The following is a 17904-nucleotide window of genomic DNA, read 5'->3' as shown; positions in this document are numbered from 1 at the left end:
GTCTCCTTGACCCAACTCGTCTACGTAAGCCGCCGAACACGCGAACGGCAAACGGGAATAAGGAATGAGCGGCGGATTTTCCGCCCTCATTCCTTATTCCCGCCTGCCCTTAGGGTTACTGGCGAGCCATTACCAACACTTTGCCTTTATCCAATTCGGATTCGTACATGCCCGCTTCGGACGGCTCGAAGCCCATCGATTCGATCTTGCTCCGCAGCGCATCGCCCCGGTTACGGAATAAATTCGCCATCGTGTCGAACATTCCTTCCTCCGCGACACCGATCGTATTCGCGGAGGCCGCGTCGGCCAGACGATTCGTTCGGTCGCTTTCGTGGGCGAGCACGTAGATCTCCTCTTCCCTGTATCCTTGACGATGCAGATCGTTCACGACCTCGAACGCTTCCAACCCGTTGTTTACAAGTTTAGCATAGGCTTTCAATTTGCACTCCTCCTTTTTTTCTCTTCGGTCTACTGTTGATTAAACCCGTCTCTATCTATTTGAAACATAGAGTTTGTTAACCTTTGTCGAATTGCCGGGCGTCCGGCCGATTTCAGCCTTCCGCCCCGAACAGGTCCAGGGACACGAGCTTTCCGCGGTCGTCGACGAACACCTTAAGCGCCTCGAAGCCGTTAACGACTCCCCAGCCGTCCTCTGCCTCGAACTCCGGTTTTCCCAGCACTTGGCGCAGAGCGGCGTCTTCCAGGGGGAACTCCCGCCCGTTCAAGCTCGCCTGGCCTGCGCCGGCGGTCACTTGGACGAAGGATACCGCGTCCTCGCACAGACCGACATTCCTGCCGTCGGCATAGCTCCAGATGACGCAGCCCGGATACCATTCGTCTTCCTCGATCGTGCCGGGACTGCCCCAGGCGGCGGAAACTTCCATCCCGGCATCTCCCAGCGCCACCCCGTCCAGCTCCCAATGGGGAACGACGGGCAGCGGAACGGCCGCCACAGGAGCCGAAGAAGGCGGCGTCGATCCTCCGTTCAGCAAAGAAGCGATCAGCAGCAGCCATGAGAGCCTCATTAAAGCCCCTCCTTAGCCTGCGGATAAGGCGATTTGACGCCCAGCTCCTTGCCTTTCAGTATCCCTGACACGACGCGCGAGCCGATCGCCGCCCATCTGAGCCATTTCGGAACCGGTCCCGCGCTTTCCTCGGAAGCCGCGGCCTGCCTGCGAACCGTCTTCGTCAAGCTGTGCGCCGCTTCGCGGGCCGTTCCGGTCAACTCGCTGAGCATGTCTCCGACGTCGTGGACCGCATGGAACAGAGGATCGGTCGACCGCAGCTTATGCTTGACGTCGGCGGCCACGTCGTTGACGCTGACCGCCAGCTTGCCGACTTCGCCCCGGAGCCCCTCTACGGTTGCGGTTACTTCCTTTAACGCCACCTGGGCGGTCATGAGAGATTCCCGGGCCGTTCTGAGCAGCGCAATGATAAAGCCGCACATGACAATGAATGCCAACGCCGCCACCGCGACGCTCCAAGCCAATAGTTCGTTGCTGTCCATTTTTCATTCCTCCTCCGGCAGTTGCTACTGTTCGTTAACCCGTCCGGGTTCATCCGAAACATCCTGCGAAACATCCGCTCCGCCGGATTCATTCCCGCTCCGACAGGGTAACCAAGCATTAACCCCGAGCGCAGAGCGGCGGCGCATACAATCGTCCGCAGTACGCAACGCGCACAATTTAAGGAGGAATACAACATGTTATATTGGGCTGCAGTTTTTTTAATGGTCGCGATCGTGGCCGCGATTTTCGGATTCGGAGGAATCGTCAGCGCGGCGGCGGGAATCGCCAAAATCCTGTTTTTCGTGTTTCTGATCCTGTTCATTATTTCCTTGTTTACCGGCCGACGCGGAAGGGTTTAAACCGTTTCCGGGCAGCGGCGACCGATCTATGAGTCTGCTCCGGTCGGACAAGGCATCTGGATAATAGTTGCAGCTAATGCCTTTTTCAGGTAAAGTAGGCTTTAGCACAGCCTCATCTCCGTTCTTCTCTGTGCCTTGCCGACGGGGCAAATCTTTCTCTTGACGCGACACCGTACTTTTCTAATCCCGATAACGATCTTACCAACGGATATAGACGCTTCCCTGCGCTCGATGGCGAATGGGGGCGTCTTTCTATTTTCCGCGGGGGGTGATTGAGGCCGCGGCGATTGTGTTAATAGGTTGTCAGTTGACCCTGCGAGGGGAACTCATCAAATCATTGGAGGTTGATCCTATCGTGAAAGCTTTACTTCTCGCCGGAGGTTTAGGAACCCGACTTCGCCCGCTCACCGAACATCTTCCGAAGCCTATGGCCCTTGTAGGCAACCGGCCATGGCTCGAGCACCTTCTTCTTCACTACAAGGAACAGGGCGTACAGGAATTCGTGATCGCCGTCAAGCATTATCGGGAACTCATCGAGAGCTACTTGGGCGACGGCTCCAAGTTTGGCGTAAGCATTGATTATTCGGTGGAAAAAGAGCTGCTGGGGACGGCCGGAGCGATCAAAAACGCCGAGCACCTGCTCAGCGATCGTTTTATCGTCGTCAACGCGGATATTATCCATCAAGTTAATTTGGACGCGGCTTTGCGATACCACGAGGCGCATGGGGGAGCGGTTACGATCTGTCTGACCGAGGTGGAGGATCCTTCCCACTACGGCGTCGTCGAGCAAGCGGACGGCGGACGGATCGTCCGGTTTATCGAAAAACCGAAAAAAGAAGAAGCACCGTCAAATCGCGTCAATGCCGGCATATACATTATGGAGCGGCGAGCGCTCGACTTCGTGCCTTCCGGCCGAGCCGCATCGATAGAGAAAGAAACGTTCCCCCAACTGATCGACAACGGGAGCGGAGTATACGGCCATCCGATCGGCGGGTATTGGATCGACATGGGCACTACGGAGCGGTATCGCCAGCTTCACTGGGACCTGCTCGACCGCCGATTCCCGCTGCGCATCGATGCCAAAGAAATGGAGGAGAAGAGCATCTGGCTCGGAGACAACGTTCGCGTCGGCCAAGGCGTCCTGTTTGTTCCCCCCGTTATGATCGGGGACGACGTGACGATCGGCGACCGGGCGATTATCGGACCTTACGCGGTCGTAGGCAAGGGAAGCCGGATCGGCAAGCAGGTCCGACTGGCCCATTCCATCCTGTGGGACCGGTGCAAAATCCGCGCCGGCGCACAGCTTAACGAATGTATTTTCGGTACGGCCACGCAGGCCGGTCCGCACATTTTGCACGAAGCGGTATGCAATCGCAATATGGAGGTGCAACGCCGATGAATCCACGTCTGCCCCAGATCGCCTATGTCAGCACTTATGTCCCTAAAAAATGCGGCTTGGCCACTTACACCCACCATCTCCGGGAAGCCATCTCCCATGCCAAGGGCTCCCGCTCCCCGGAGCCGGTCATTACGATGTGCAATCCGGACGAACAGGACGATTACCGGGAAACGTGGATGCTCCCGCTCGTCAAGCAGGAGCGGGACGCTTACCGCCGGACCGCCGAGCTGATCAACCAGAGCTCCATAGACGTCGTTTCCGTGCAGCACGAATTCGGCATTTTCGGAGGGGAAGCGGGCTCCTATCTGCTGGAATTTCTGCATCGACTCAAGAAACCCGTCGTGACGACCTTCCACACCTTGTTCGAGCAGCCTGTCGAGCCTTATGCCCCCGTGCAGCGGGAGATCGCGCACTGCAGCGACCATCTGCTCGTCATGAATCGGAAAGGCCTCGTTTATTTGAAAGACAGCTTCGGCATTTCATCCGACAAAATGACCTTTATCCCGCACGGAACCCCGGTTCCGAACAAGGCCGACCGGCCGAAAATCCGCAAGGCGGCCGGCTGGGAGCATCGCAAGGTGCTGTTCACCTTCGGCCTGCTCGGCCGCAGCAAAGGCATCGAACTGATTCTCCAGGCGATGGCGACTGCCGTTCAAGCCGTCCCGGAGCTGCTCTACGTCATCGCCGGGCAGACGCACCCCGAAGTCCGCAAGCACGAGGGGGAAGCCTATCGCGACGAATTGAAGGCGCTGATCCGGCAGCTGGGGCTGGAGCATCACGTCCAGTGGGTCGACCGGTATTTGCCGGAGGATGAGCTCGTCTCGCTGATCTCCGCCTGCGACCTGTACGTGACGCCTTATCCCGGCATGAGCCAGATTACGAGCGGCACGCTGGCTTATGCAGCCGGACTGGGCAGACCGATTCTGTCGACGCCTTACGTCTACGCCCGGGATTTGGTGCAGGGCCGCGAGGAGATGCTGCTGCCTTACGGGGACGTGGACGCTTGGAGCGCCAAGCTGATCGAAGTGTTTACTTATCCGGGCATGCTGGCGGACTGGGAACGCCTCATCTCGGAAATCGGGCGAAGCATGCACTGGCCGCATGTAGGGGCGCAGCATCTGCGGCTATTCCAGCGCGTCATCACGCAGCAGGGGAACAAAATTGCCGATGTCGTCTAACCGCGGCACGGCCCGTACGGCGGCGCTTCCTTCCCTCGCCCACCTGCGCCGCCTGACGGACGATACGGGATTGCTGGAGCACGCGCTTGGCCGCATTCCCCGCAGACGGGAAGGCTATACGACCGACGACAACGCGAGAGCGCTGTGGACGGCCACGGAATGGCTCGCTTTCGGAGAGCCCGTGCTCGGACAGGAAGAGACGCGGGAATTGGAAAGACTGGCCGAAGTATATCTGGCGTTCATGCTGTGGGCGCAAGAAGAGAACGGCTGGTTTCTGAACAATTTCGCTTACGACCGGACGCTCGAGCCGGAGGAAATTTCCCACGATTGCCAGGGACGTTCGATCTGGGCTTGCGCCGATGCGTGGATTCGGCTGTCCGGCCCCCGCCGGGAGACGGCGCGGACGATTTTCGAACGCACCCTGCCCACGTTCAGCAGAATCGATTCGTTGCGCGGGCAGGCGTTCGCGATGGCGTCGTGCGCCCATGTGCTGCAGGCGGCGCAGGAAGGCGCGATCCACCTGCCGCTTGACGTCAAGAGCGAGCTCCAGCACCATCTGACGCGGCTGGAGTCGGTGCTGTGCCGGGCGTACCGGGACTTCTCCATCGCCTCCTGGCGCTGGTTCGAGCCGGCGATGACGTACAGCAACGGCGTGCTGCCGTGGGCGATGCTTCGCACCTACCGGTTCACGCGACGTCCGGAGACGTACCGGATCGGCACGGAAAGCCTCCAGTTCCTCGTCGAGGCGATGACCGCCGAGGAAGGCTGGCTGCGGCCGATCGGCAACGAGGGCTGGTGCACCCACGATTCGGACACGGTCAGCCGCTGGGATCAGCAGCCGCTGGAGATGTTCAAGCTGGCGCTCGCGTTGGACGAAGCGGCGGTAGCGTCGCAGCTGTTCGAGCAGGAATCGCGGCTCGTCGGCAGCGCGCGCGGCGGCTCGGGAGATGTGCCGGCGGGACGCGGCGACACGCGCGGCCGCGAATCGCCGACAGACCGCAGCGGCGGCGGCGTTCGCACCGGCGTACTCGGCCGCTCCGCTCTGGGCGAGAGCTTCGCTCTGGACGAGGGCCAGCCATGCAGCTATATGGGGCTGCGAGACCAGTGCCGGGAATGGTTCCACGGCGCCAACGACCTGCGCGCCCCCGTCGCCGACCCCGCGGACGGCAGCTGCTGCGACGGCCTCACCCCGTACGGTCCGAACATCAACTGCGGCGCCGAGGCCACCCTCTCCTATTTAATGACGGAGGCTCTTTGCTTTCGGAAATAGGAAGTGTAGCTACAATAGACCCGCTCGGAGAGCTTAAGCTCTCCGAGCGGGTCTATTTAGTTCGGTTCCAGAGCGCGCCCGAACAACCACAGCCAAGCCGTCAATGAATACGCAACTCGATTCCGCCGACATTTTAAATTAACCTGCGGTGTATTGGCAAGTATAATCTAAGAGTTCACTCTCCCTCGGTGTAATTGTTAATTGGCTCAAAATCGCTGCAACTAACAATTAATTCTGCACTATCCGGATGCGAAAAAAACCTAAAACCTGAGGATGAAAATTCGACTCGCAAGGATCAACATGTATATGATAACCCTCGTTATAATTAAGACTGGCTAACTTTATTAATTGGTGTCCCAATCCCAGCAATGCATTTTTGCTTAATGAGAGCATAACACGGTTTCCTGATAGGATCTCAACTCTCTCCCCACATTATCTTTAAGCAGAAACTGCGCATCTTCATCTAAATTAATGGTTATTGGGTTCATTTTGTCTCCTTATTTAATGATGTCGATTTTTCAGGAAACTCCTCTTCCCGAGGTTCTCTAATCATGTGCTTGAATTCGGGTTTGCAAACACCATACTGCCTATAATTTTCCCTTGCTCGCTTTAATGAAATATGATTTGCACCGGTATTTCTTTCAGGTTGCCCATGAGCTGTAGCGTCATATTGCCAAAAACATACTTCACAGATATCCACAATTACCTCATCATCACTATCAACAGTGAAATACCCACAACAAGGACACTGCAGCCTCTTCGAAGTCAACATGATCACTCCTTATTTCGGCGCATATTTTAAAACCTGATCAAGCCAGTATTTGTTAGAGTGATATCTGCGATTAAAGTCAATGTATGCCTAGTAAAAAATACACAACCTTGGTATTATACGTCAAGCAAGCTCTTTATTTTGGTATTGAAAACCTGGACACCAAAAAAATGCACTTAAATTAGGGGTTGCTTTGCTAAACATTTCTAAACGTTCAACCCAAGGAAGTTGCATATTTGCATTCTCTACATCTCGAAAGCAATACCATCCATGTCTTAAATCTTCCCCACCATCTGATTTGAAGTCGCCGTTGTGGCAATATGCACAAGTTTCAACAGGCAACCCAATTTGCTTCACCAAGTTAGAAAAAGCTATGCCAAAGTCATCAAAGCATGCAGCAATCAACTCTTGATTTTCAAATGTACATCCAAGAATGAATTCTATTAGGTCGTCATTCTCATACGGTACAAAACTCAGCTTTACTTTTTCAGAAATTTCCATAACATGACAAAAACCGTTCTTGTTTATAACAATTTTATTGTTTAAGTGTAATGTTGACCCTGATGGTAGTTCTCTTAAGAGTGCTTCAAGGGAACGAGAATAGCTGCTTTCAACGGCTTCCTCAGAAAAGTTATGCCCGTCCAGGCGAATCTTGCATTGGCCGTTGCTTAGAAATTGAACATACATCCTACAGCTGCGAATTTCTTCGTTCTCTTCAATCTTCAAATACGTCAGATACTCAGCCACATGCTCACCTGCCCATTTTAATGGTCGGAACAAGGGACTCGGGGATGTCCGCTAGCCACTTTGGGCTGGAGGCCGAGACACGAAAGTCTCTCTGAATCAGATTCTCACTCTTTTGAGCTGCGGCACCCTCGCATGTCATGCCATTTGGATAACGTTTGGCTTTCTTCAGTAAGCCATGCTTCTTCACTAGAAGAAGCTGCTGCCGCTCTTGTTTGGGTGTGGGCTTCAAGCTGCGGTAGTAGCCTGATTCACTGACAGCAAGCCCTTCGCACATCGCCTTGACGGTCCGTCGATCCCGCAATTCACTGATTTCTTTTTCTAATTCGATTTCGAGTGCAGTCTTATCAGCAGAGGCGTAGGCATGTCCGCTCCCGATAGGCGCGCCGTCGCCGTGCAGCGTTCTTCGTCTTCGTCAATCCTGCAGCATATAGGCTACGCCTAACTGTTCGGCGGCTTTCTTTGGCCCAATCTCATTGCTCAATCGGACCGCTTTTTCTTTGAATGCTTTGTCGTACCGCTTCATACTCTCGTCCCCTCGCTTGCTTTCATTTTATTTCATACGAGGCGATTTTTCGACTGAACTTTTATCGCAGCACTCCAGCTCACAGCCTTTCCAGATGTTGGAGACAGGAATCTGTCCAACGAAATTGGAAGACTGCCAGCTACTCCTGCGGAGGAATCAACTTGTGGGCGAGCGGGTTAGGGTTGTATTTATGCTGCCGCAAGACTGGGAGTTAGACTTTACTGGCCAGCAAACCGAGCCCTTACCCAACCTGATAAAACCTCTGGAAAAAGAAACCACATGAGGTTATCGCGCCCGCATGTGGATCAAAAATGAGGTGTTATAGTGACCTAGAAGAGTGATAAGTGATCATCTTCTACTTCGCCAGTGAGTGAAAATTCAATTGAATAACGTCCCGCATATTGCTTTTTGTAATGTAGTTCTACAGTGACTACGACATGGTTGTAGCCATCCTCGGGCCAATTTGTAATCCTCAAGGCGACAGTACCGATAGATAATTCCATTTCATCACTATTAAAGTCTGGGAACGTATCATAAAACTCGTCTTTATGTTCTTTTTTGAAGTTGTTGAAGTAATTCCAGAATCCAACGACGCTTCTTTCTTCCAAGTTGTACTTTCTGACAAACTCCTTTAGACCTTCTACATCCATATCAACCCTTCTCTCACGAGTTTAATGCCTGCCAAAAAAGGTGAAAACAACTTGCTTAAGTTTATCGTCCCAATTACCATAAATACGATAATCGCCAAATTCTTTTGATATGTTTTTTAATTCATATTGATACCACGTTCCGCCTTTTTTGACGCCTTGGCCAGTCAGTTTCTTAATTCCTGCTTCTCCCTCAGATCGAACAAATCCTTTTCAGTTTTGATTGACAATGCAGCAGCTCCGCCCCCTGACAAATAAGACATTTTGTCAGCAGACCAAACTAAGAATCCAAAACCGGTAGGATCATTCTAAATCCAACTAAATGTACTTGCCCAGGACATTTTCGTAATTATTTCTTCCGGAATAGCTGTATCGGTTGATTGCATAATATCCGATTCCGCTATCCCTGCTTTTCTCATTTTAGCCCTTAAATCGTTAGCTGCATCCGCCCACTTCTGATAGTCCCCACCTGATTTCTTGCCCTTCTCATACGCCCATTTTATCTCGTTAATTGTGAAGTTTGCTGTGATGTCGGTCGACCAATGTCCAGTCGGATCAATATATCGTAAAGAATTATTCCACGCACCCTTCTCTGTTAAAATTTAGTATATCATTCTGCCTTGTTCCGTTATAGCTGGCATTGGATACGTTGCTCTATATTTCAAAAGATAGAATACGACATTCACCATCTTCCGCATCAAGCATACGACTGCTTGACGCTTTGACTTACCATCTTCATCTTTTGCTCGTAATAGTTCAGCAAGTAGACGTTACGCGGTTGCTTCGTTTTTTTGGCGACGACGAGCTGACGAATCGCCAGTTGCTTAACAGTACACGGTTGCCTTGCGCTGTCTTGTAGCCGTCGTAGTTGAGTTGCTTGGCAAACTCCGACAGCGGCCAATGCGGGAGCAGTTCTTTCAGTTCAAACAAGCGGTGAACGATAATGCGCATCCCAATCAATTTGAAAAAGTCTTCTGTCCCTTTGCCTTCATTTTTCGCTGGTTTTCAGGCATTTGCTCCTTCACACAGCTCTGGTGTACGGCTCCAACTCCTCCGGCGTTCTCGTCTTCGCCCAGGCGATAAACGTGGCCGGAGAGCGTTTGCCGAGACTCCTGCGCATCCGTCGATTGTTGTAAAAACCGATGTAGTTCGCTACAGCTTCATAGGCCTCCTGAAACGTATCGAAGTCCTCTTTGCGGAGTAAATCACGTTCCAGCGTGGCATGGAAGGATTCAATATAGGCGTTCATGTTGGGCGTTTTAGGCGGAATACGCTCGTGCGTATTCCCCTTGCGCGCACAAAGCTCCCCAAATGCCTTGCTAACGAATTGTGGCCGTTGTCAGTGCGGATCCACCGGTGGCGGCTCTTCGGGCGACAGACGTGACGTGAGCGTCGCCTCCACCATCCGACAGACATCCTTGGCTTCGCAGCATGCACCCATGTGGTAGCCGACAAGGGTTCGGTCGTACACGTCGATCATGTCAGCGATGTAAAAGAACTGGTCGTACCCTGCGACGTATCCGTATTTCACATCTAGCTACCATTGTTGATTAGAAGCCGTCACCACCGCGTTACGAGCCAAACGGCGCGGATAGTGTACTTTTTTGCGACGCTGTGGATGAAGGATCCCCAACTTCTTGCATAAGCGATACGTCTTCTCTTGTTGATGACCAGGGCACGTTGGTTGCGAAGGCAAGCGGTGAGCATCAGGTAACCATAGACATGCGCCTCACCGGCCAATCAATAGCTACTCTTCCGGTCGCCTGGATTGCGTCGGTGGTCATCCGGCAATTGCACGTCCAGCTCAGCTTCGTATCCATGCCCGGCACGATTTCTTCGTAATCCGTGCAATCTCGAGGGAGGAGACAGGAGAGCGGCGGCGATGGTGGAAGTGGCGGACCTGGCTTGCGTGAGAACGGCGCGCCGTGAAGAGTACGACGACTAATTTCATTATTTATGTGGAATATGGGACTTATTGCGAACATTTGATTTTTTGTCTATAAACATAAAGACAATCGCTACTACATGCAAAATTATTAGTAAGGGCCCGAAGGTAAAGTAGAGACAAGCAGGAAATATCCAAATCAATGATATTATATTTATTATCGGTTTATTCAAAAGTGATCCTATGAGGGCTAAAATAGCTGGAAATAAAAACAGGTAAAGAATGAATGGAGAAACTCCGTTTTCAAAAAAACGACTTCCATATGTTGCCATTGCAAAACAAACCACAGAAAACACTACCCCTAATATTGAACCAACTCTTTTACTCATACTCATACTCATCCTCACCACGTTCTTACTTTTAATATGATTTTGAGAAGGCTAGGTTTTCTAAGCTCGCCTAGCCTTCCTTGCTGCATCAATTATCTCGTGAGGTTAACGGTAGCTGAATCTACTGCTGAACGATCCTCGACTAAAAGCAAGATTATAAAAGGGATTTCCTGGTGCCGGTATTGCGCTAAACTGATATAAGGAGTTAAAGTTACCGCCATTAATACTAATATAACCCTCATAAGATGGAAATTTGTCCACTGTTCCTGATACTTTTATTTGGTTCATATTACTTATTGTAATTAGAACCGAGTAATCCAGTGATGGTGAACCTAAAGACAACTCATTTCTAGCAGAAGTGGTTGCAGTGAATATTGTAAAATTACTCTTTCCGTCTCTGTCTAGGTTAGAAGCCATAGACATTCCCGCATTACTATCACGTTTAGACGCAATAACTTCACCTTTGCTATTAATTCTTTCTGTCACTGTCACATAATTAAATCCCACAAATGAATTGTATCGGAGATTTACAGCGGCATACTGCAACGTTTTTACATTTAGATCATTTACGCCGAACTGTCGATCGTCCCCATTTCCTAGATACGTATCTCCCCAAGGATCTGTTCCAGTATCTACAGGCAAAAATGTATCCAAGCTAATAATTGCATAAGGAGTTCCTGAACCTGCTAAAAACCTCAAATAGTCTGCCGTATCGTGAATTTGTGCTTGCAAAATTGAATCACCGGCTGATGCACGCCAGACATCACCTAAGTATTTGAGTTGATCATAAACAAATGAACCATACTTTCCATCCCCGGCCATTTCATGACCAGAGGGATCTCTGTAGATCAACGGATTATTCGCCACATAGATATACAGATTCAGCGTTAGAGGATTATTAAGCTCTCCCTGGTAGCTATCCTCATTAATAAATCGCCCTATAGTCGGATCATACCACCTAGCCCTTAAATACTGCAAACCGGTACTGTCATCCCAATATTCTCCCGAATAGCGGAATGGGTTGTAAACCTCTTCTTCCTTGGATAGAATATTGCCCCAGGTATCGTATTCATAGCGATTCAAAAGCTCTCCTTGTGCATCCCTTAGCTCAACGACATCTCCATGCCCATTATACGTGACATACGCTTTTTGACCGTCAGCGTATTTAATGGCTTCTAGTTGGTTGCCGCGAATGTAGCTTGCCTTAAGCTCCGGAGTACCTTCCACAACATTCGCTTCTGCAATCATCTGATCGCCATCATAATAATATCTTGAAGTTGTATTTCCTTCGATTCGTTCAACAAGCAGTCCGTCCCCATTATATCGGTACTGAACATCCAACTCGTCGGACATCACTTTAGTTAGCATATTACGTTTGTTGTATTGATAGTTGTGATCACGAAGACCAGGTGAAGCATCCGATTCCATGGTCAAACGATTGCCTCGTGGGTCGTAGCTATACGAGGTTGAAGAATCCGATTCCGAAAGAATACGGTTTAGAGAATCGTACGTATACGACGAAGTAGCACCGTCTGCTGCAATAGCGGTAATATTTCGATTCGTATCGTACGAATAAGCATAATCCTTCAAAACCAAGCTTCCCTGTGCATGGTTTAGCCCGGTTAAGTCAAATCCGGAATACGAGAAGTTGCTCTTGATTCCGTTCTCGGCGGATTTATCTTTTATCAATCCGTTTCCTAGATAGGAATATATAGCATTGGAAGTCCCTTGAGTATCACCGATCGCTTGCAGTTGGTTAACCGTGTTGAACGTATAATAGGTTGAATTGCCAAACGGGTCCGTCATTTGCGTCCGGTTTCCGTTCAGATCGTATTGAAGCTGAAGGTTCAATCCATCCGGATATGTTACCTTTTTAAGAGTTCCCGTATCACTCGTGTATTCGTAATGTGTCATACCGGTATTATCGATCATACTCGTCCGATGACCTGAACCGTCATAAGTAAAGCTAATCGTCTCTTCCGTATTGACAATGGAAGCTACACGATTCCGATTATTGTATGCGTATGTGGTCGTATTTAAGTTACGATCAGCTCGTTGAACCAGATTGCCATTTGCATCGTAATACAACTTTTCGATTTGTCCGCTCTCGTCTTGAGTCAGGATCGTTCTGCCAAGCTGGTCATATTGTTTCAATTTTGTCGTTTGATCCGGATTCGTCAGTTGGACCAGATTGCCCAATCGATCATAGGTATAGCTTGTTGATTCGCCTTTCGCGTTGGTGACAGTCTGCAGCATTCCCAGCACATTGTAATTGTATGTTGTCTTTTGACCTTTGGCATCCGCTTGTTCAACCACATTACCGTTAATCGGATCGTATACCGTCGATCCTCGTGTCACTATGCTGCCGTTCGACTGCTTATCCTCAACTTTAATTACCCTGCCGAATTTATCATGGATTGTAATCGTTTCATTATTTTCTCCATCGATTTCGACAACTTTACGATTCACATCGTCATACTGCGTTTGATTTATCACTCCGTTCGCAAACGTAACCGAGACTGGGCGGCTCCAGTTATCGAACTGTGTTTGCGTACGATTTCCCATTGCGTCTTCGATCCAAATTAAGCGATTATGCGGATCATAGCTGTATTTCGCACGCTTGATATAGGTCTGTGAAGCAAGGGTTCCTTCCTCAATCTTTTGTCCCAACATGTTCCATGTCGTTTTAGATGTCCGCCCGTCTTCATCAGTCACAGTCGATGTATTGAGCAAGTCATCATAAGATACATTTACTTGCTTTTGATCGGCATACTTAATCCGGGTAATTCGTCCAAGTTTGTCATAGGTGTATTCGGTTCTGTTTCCAAGACCGTCGACATCAGCAATGACTTGGCCAGTTCCTAAATTGTATTCTTGTTGAACGATAATCGTTGCTGGCGTCTGATCAACATCTTTTACCGCAATAGATTGACTGGTGAGGAACGCAGATTGATAAGCGGAACTGAAACTCCTTGTGACGACCGATGATTGGCTGCCGTTCGCATAAGAGATCGTCCTCGCATTTCCAAATGAATCATAATTTCCATAATCCACTTGTTGTAAAATTTCACCCGCAGCATTGTTTTTTCGAACGGTGATCTGAGTAATTGATCCTTGCGCATTTCTACTATACGTCGTATGCAGCGCAGCACTGGCACTAACCGGCTGTAGTTCTGTTGCTAGCAACTGTTTCACTGAATCATAGGTGTAAGTCGTCGTTACTCCATTGGCATTTGTGAAAGTCAAAACATTTCCAAAATCATCGTAACTGGAGTTCTCAGTGAGTACATCCGAGTTGATATTATTGCTCTTCTTGATCGTAGTAGGCACCGATGCAGCAAAGTTTCTCCCCGCGACTTGCTTCGCATACGTGTATTCTGTCTTAAACTCTTTATTTTCCGCATTCTCGGTTTCCTGCATCAGATAATATTGCGTCGGAGTATTTGAATCGATGTAATCCTTTTTGTATGCATAATTTTTAAGCGTCAACCCGTCAGTAATACTCGTCGTAAAGTTCAAATCTTGGCCATACGAACTCCCCACGTCCTGATTGTGATAATCAAAACTCTGGTAATTATAATCCTCCAATGTACCATTACTGTAAACAATTTGATCTTTGCGAGCAGACAATCGATAAGCTTGATTGCTAGAACTGCTGCCAATGAATCTCTTTACAGGACTTCCCTCATAGCTGTATTCCGTTATTGCTCCGGTCGGATGCTGCGTTTTCGTCAGAAGCGCATACGGATTGGACATAGCCCGGGCAGAATCGTATTCAAATAGATTTGAGGCTGCCTGCGCAATTCTGTAGGAATAAGTCGTTACTCGGTTCTCCGCATCCGTAACGGAGCTTAACAATTCCGTTCCATTTTCCGTATTCTTGTGATAGGTCACCGTCTGGTTTCCTTGGGTTAGCACCACTTCTGTTTTGGTATAAGTGATATTGATTTTATTACCGATTGCGTCCTCTATCTGACTTAGCAGTTTGCGGTTGTATGCGGCATTTTGTTGGTACGCAAGTAAAATCTTATTATTGTACGCATCTGAAATTTGAATCAGACGACCATCATTGGTGAAATAGTAATTCCTGCTGCCATCTTTAAATGACAGGACATAGGCTGAGGTCTCGGCGTTAACCACTACGCTCGCATTGGTCGCGATCGAAAGGTTGTTCCACTCATACCCTTTCAGTTGCATTGAAGATCCTGAACCGGTAACTTCATAGTACCCCCCGCTTGGAAGAGAAATGTAACGTTTCCCTTCATTCAGTTCCATATAGGGCAGATTCCACTTCCATCCTTTGCCAATTGGGTACATGAGTTGTTTTAGAGGAGTCTTTCCGGAATTGTGATACGTGTATCCTGTTGCTGTCATGTATTCAGTCTCTACCGTTGCTCCTGCCGGCGAAGCAATAAACTCGTATGCACTGTCTGATTGAGCGATTAGAGCCCCTGCCTGATTGTTAATAGATGCTTTTAAATCGTTAGCAGCCGTTAACGAATCTGTCTGTCCACTCCGCGCTCTATAGGTTTGTCCTTGCCCCAGAATCTCGATATCTTTAATTTGCGGCGCTGGGGAAGAGGAAATCGCATAAACATATCGCCAACTGATGCTTCCGTCAAAAGTCCAAGATCCATACCTTTTGTTGCTTGCGGGTACATCTCTTCCAACGGTTCCAGAATAGTTTTGCGTATAGCTTCTGGTATCCGATACCGGCTTTGTCACCGTTCCCGAATAGTTGGCCTGAAATTTCTTCGTGCAAACCCAATTCGCTGTGCCTGGAGAAGCGCATGCCTTCAACGTAGTTGTGCTCGTTCTATTCAGCGTTCCTGAATATCCTCCGCTATTGTAAGGCTTAGAGCTTTGGCAAGGATTCGTCTCGGAACCAGTCGCCACCCAGTTACCACTGGAATTGTATTTTCCCGGAATTTCATTAATACATGTCGTTGATTCCGTTTTAGATGCTGCTGGCGTATATGAACCACTCACAGATACAGAGCCCGATTTATATAGCGTTCCCGTATATCCGTTCTGGTTGTAAGAAATGGAAGAAGGCAACGAACTTTCACTTGGGCTCGTTCTGGTATCCGTTGCTGTACGGGTTTCACGTCCTCCGCCATATTTGATCCCTTGACTCAGTGCACTTTGCGCTTCTGCTTTCGTATTATAGGTTCCATATACATTATCGGTGTACTTCAGTGTAGGATAGTACAAAGAAGAATCGGGATTGCCATCATTGTTGCGATCCTCCTGAATAGCTTCAAGCACTTCGCGATAAACGATTTGATATTTTAATGTATACGGAATCCGATAACGATTATAGGTCACGCTATAAATGGGAACTTGATATTGATACGAACTGGTAGAGTAGCCCATATCATACAATTGCGCGTCTGAAGTACTGTATTGACGTGTCAAAGCAAAGGACAGCCCATTTCTTCCCGGCAAAGTAAAATCCGCTTGTTGAATAGAAAGCGCTCCTGAAAGCGTAGATACCTGTTCGTCCTGTGTTCCAACCGAATAGGGCGCTTGGCTAATTCTAGTACTGTCGAAAACAGGGGGCTGTTCCAGTATCGGCTCCTGCTGTGTCTGAATGCGTTGAGCATTCGATCTTCCTTCCAGAGAATTGAGCTCACTCGAATTCTCTGAATTTTCTTCAGTTTCCTCTTCAACAACGGTATATCCTTGAAGTTTTTCAGCCAGCTCCGTAACTTCATTAATCGTTTCGCTTTCAACTTCGGAGGATAGGTTAATCTCTTCAGGGTAAAGCATCTCATAGGCTTCTTCGTAATTCATTTGATTGATCTTGGCATGAAAAAAGATCAAATAGATTTCTTCCAATTCAAGTCCACTGTTTAACTGTTGTTGAACAAAGGCTTCTGTAGTCGAAAAGCGGCTAAGAATATCTTGAATTGAAACGCTAGAAGATGAAGCCGAATTGGCTGACGTTTGGTCGGGAGCATAAGTCGTTAATCCGTTGACAGTAATCAAAAGCGAGAGAATAAGCATGGCCATTCTAGACCCTAATCTATTCCACATTTAGAGAGTCACGTCCTAAGTTTAAGGGTATAATTAATAGCTTTGTCAATAACACTTTTAACTCATCGATTGCTCACACATTTGGGATCCTTACTAGTTCACCCCACGACTCATTACCAGCGTTATCCCTCGCTCGTATTCTGACATCATAGATCGAACCTGCCTCCAACCCTGTAAATGTAAAGCTTGTCATGTTAGTAGTTTGATAGAGCACGTCGTTTAACCATACCTCGTATTCCCTGATACCGCTCGAATCTTCTGAAGCAGTCCACGTCAATTCTGCTTCAGCTTCCGAAAGACGAGTAGCAATCAAGATCGTTGACGCAGTTGGTGCAATCGTATCGTGCGTATATGACACGCTCTCACTCTCATCTGATAGTTGTCCGTTCTGATCAACAGCAACCACCGTAAAACTGTAGGTGATCCCTTCCACGGCAGTCATCGTCCATTGCGGCTCGTAAACGGAGCCCACAACAGAATGGTTAGAACGTATCTGGTAGGATACAACCTGCTGAAAAGGATCGGAAGTCGTCCACGAAAGCTTAATTTCGTTTCCTTCCAGAGGTATAACCTGCAGTTCCTCCGGTACTGGAGGCTCCTCAGAAATCGCTTCAGACTGCACAATACCATACTCAAACTTCAGCGCATCGGCATACAACGTACCCGAGCCGCCGCTATGATTGGCCGTCAAATGCACTCCGACTTCCGCCAGCACCGTGCCCTCTGGAATGACGCCCTGCTTTTCCAGATACACATAACCATTTGTTTCCTGATTCAACTCTGCCGTGAACGATCCAACATTCGTCCAGTCCTCGTCGTAGAACCACACGAGTAATTGTCCATACGCGTCATTGAGTTCTTCCGCATGCAATTGTCCGCTCAGCTTAAAGGTTTGTCCTGCCTCTACATTAATCTGTTGACGAATATAGCCGCTCTTCCAGATCGGCAGATTCGCCACTTCGATCTTCATCGCCTTGCTTCCGCTGGCAACAGGGGCGTTCACCGATTCAATTGTGCCTGTACCCGTATTAAAGCTCTGCCAGCCGGTCGCGCTTGCGTCCAGGGTATGCTCGAAATCCGCATTTACCAGCAGGTTCGGGTCCGTTGTCTCGCGCAGGTCGATGTTGTCGGCATACAGCAAACCACTGCCATTGCCCGTCCCGTTCGCAGAAAGTCTGACGCTGACCTGCG

General features: G+C 49.2%; 14 protein-coding genes and 1 pseudogene. 4 read left to right on the top strand and 11 right to left on the bottom strand.

Annotated elements, in window-relative coordinates:
• Positions 1–115: 115 nt before the first annotated feature.
• The 3 genes from ACFFT4_RS22235 to ACFFT4_RS22225 all read right to left on the bottom strand — a co-directional run bounded on the left by ACFFT4_RS22235 (position 116) and on the right by ACFFT4_RS22225 (position 1507).
• Complete coding sequence (locus ACFFT4_RS22235) at positions 116–439, bottom strand: YflT domain-containing protein (RefSeq protein WP_378051031.1); 324 nt, start codon at positions 437–439, stop codon at positions 116–118.
• A 112-nt stretch (positions 440–551) separates the two neighbouring features.
• Positions 552–1025 (bottom strand): hypothetical protein, encoded by a 474-nt coding sequence (locus ACFFT4_RS22230; protein ID WP_378051030.1) that lies wholly within the window; start codon positions 1023–1025, stop codon positions 552–554.
• Complete coding sequence (locus ACFFT4_RS22225) at positions 1025–1507, bottom strand: DUF948 domain-containing protein (RefSeq protein ID WP_378051029.1); 483 nt, start codon at positions 1505–1507, stop codon at positions 1025–1027. Before ACFFT4_RS22225 ends, ACFFT4_RS22230 begins: the two co-directional genes overlap by 1 nt.
• A 195-nt stretch (positions 1508–1702) precedes the next feature.
• On the opposite strand from ACFFT4_RS22225, the gene ACFFT4_RS22220 reads away from it, so the two are divergent.
• The 4 genes from ACFFT4_RS22220 (at position 1703) to ACFFT4_RS22205 (ending at position 5714) form a co-directional block, all read left to right on the top strand.
• Positions 1703–1867 (top strand): DUF1328 domain-containing protein, encoded by a 165-nt coding sequence (locus ACFFT4_RS22220; protein ID WP_378051027.1) that lies wholly within the window; start codon positions 1703–1705, stop codon positions 1865–1867.
• 355 nt (positions 1868–2222) lie between these two features.
• Positions 2223–3266, top strand: coding sequence for a sugar phosphate nucleotidyltransferase (locus ACFFT4_RS22215; RefSeq protein ID WP_378051026.1), 1044 nt, complete (start codon positions 2223–2225; stop codon positions 3264–3266).
• Positions 3267–3274: 8 nt separating this feature from the next.
• A complete protein-coding gene (locus ACFFT4_RS22210) occupies positions 3275–4444 on the top strand; it encodes a glycosyltransferase family 4 protein (RefSeq protein WP_378051092.1) in 1170 nt (389 codons plus the stop codon).
• Complete coding sequence (locus tag ACFFT4_RS22205) at positions 4434–5714, top strand: hypothetical protein (protein WP_378051024.1); 1281 nt, start codon at positions 4434–4436, stop codon at positions 5712–5714. The genes ACFFT4_RS22210 and ACFFT4_RS22205 overlap by 11 nt, the downstream gene beginning before the upstream one ends.
• A gap of 228 nt (positions 5715–5942) precedes the next feature.
• On the opposite strand, the gene ACFFT4_RS35380 is transcribed toward ACFFT4_RS22205, so the two are convergent.
• The 8 genes and pseudogenes from ACFFT4_RS35380 to ACFFT4_RS22170 form a co-directional block, all read right to left on the bottom strand.
• Positions 5943–6107 (bottom strand): Imm32 family immunity protein, encoded by a 165-nt coding sequence (locus ACFFT4_RS35380; RefSeq protein WP_446681805.1) that lies wholly within the window; start codon positions 6105–6107, stop codon positions 5943–5945.
• Positions 6108–6198: 91 nt separating this feature from the next.
• Positions 6199–6486 carry a CPCC family cysteine-rich protein gene (locus tag ACFFT4_RS22200; protein WP_378051022.1) on the bottom strand — a complete coding sequence of 96 codons (288 nt, stop codon included), beginning with the start codon at positions 6484–6486 and terminating at the stop codon, positions 6199–6201.
• A 120-nt stretch (positions 6487–6606) separates the two neighbouring features.
• Complete coding sequence (locus ACFFT4_RS22195; RefSeq protein ID WP_378051021.1) at positions 6607–7230, bottom strand: hypothetical protein; 624 nt, start codon at positions 7228–7230, stop codon at positions 6607–6609.
• An 852-nt stretch (positions 7231–8082) separates the two neighbouring features.
• Positions 8083–8403 carry a hypothetical protein gene (locus tag ACFFT4_RS22190; protein ID WP_378051019.1) on the bottom strand — a complete coding sequence of 107 codons (321 nt, stop codon included), beginning with the start codon at positions 8401–8403 and terminating at the stop codon, positions 8083–8085.
• A gap of 1018 nt (positions 8404–9421) precedes the next feature.
• Positions 9422–9676 (bottom strand): annotated as a pseudogene (locus tag ACFFT4_RS22185) (integrase core domain-containing protein); the annotation flags it as partial.
• A 674-nt stretch (positions 9677–10350) separates the two neighbouring features.
• Positions 10351–10674, bottom strand: a complete 324-nt coding sequence (locus tag ACFFT4_RS22180) for a hypothetical protein (protein ID WP_378051018.1) — start codon at positions 10672–10674, stop codon at positions 10351–10353.
• A 105-nt stretch (positions 10675–10779) separates the two neighbouring features.
• Positions 10780–16713, bottom strand: a complete 5934-nt coding sequence (locus ACFFT4_RS22175; protein WP_378051017.1) for an RHS repeat-associated core domain-containing protein — start codon at positions 16711–16713, stop codon at positions 10780–10782.
• Between the two features lie 73 nt (positions 16714–16786).
• On the bottom strand, positions 16787–17904 hold a 1118-nt coding region (locus ACFFT4_RS22170), incomplete at its 5' end, for a fibronectin type III domain-containing protein (protein ID WP_378051016.1).

It is taken from the genome of Cohnella cellulosilytica, assembly GCF_042431195.1.
In the GTDB taxonomy this organism is placed as follows: Bacteria; Bacillota; Bacilli; order Paenibacillales; family Paenibacillaceae; genus Cohnella; species Cohnella cellulosilytica.
This window is presented reverse-complemented; position numbering and strand designations above follow the sequence as displayed.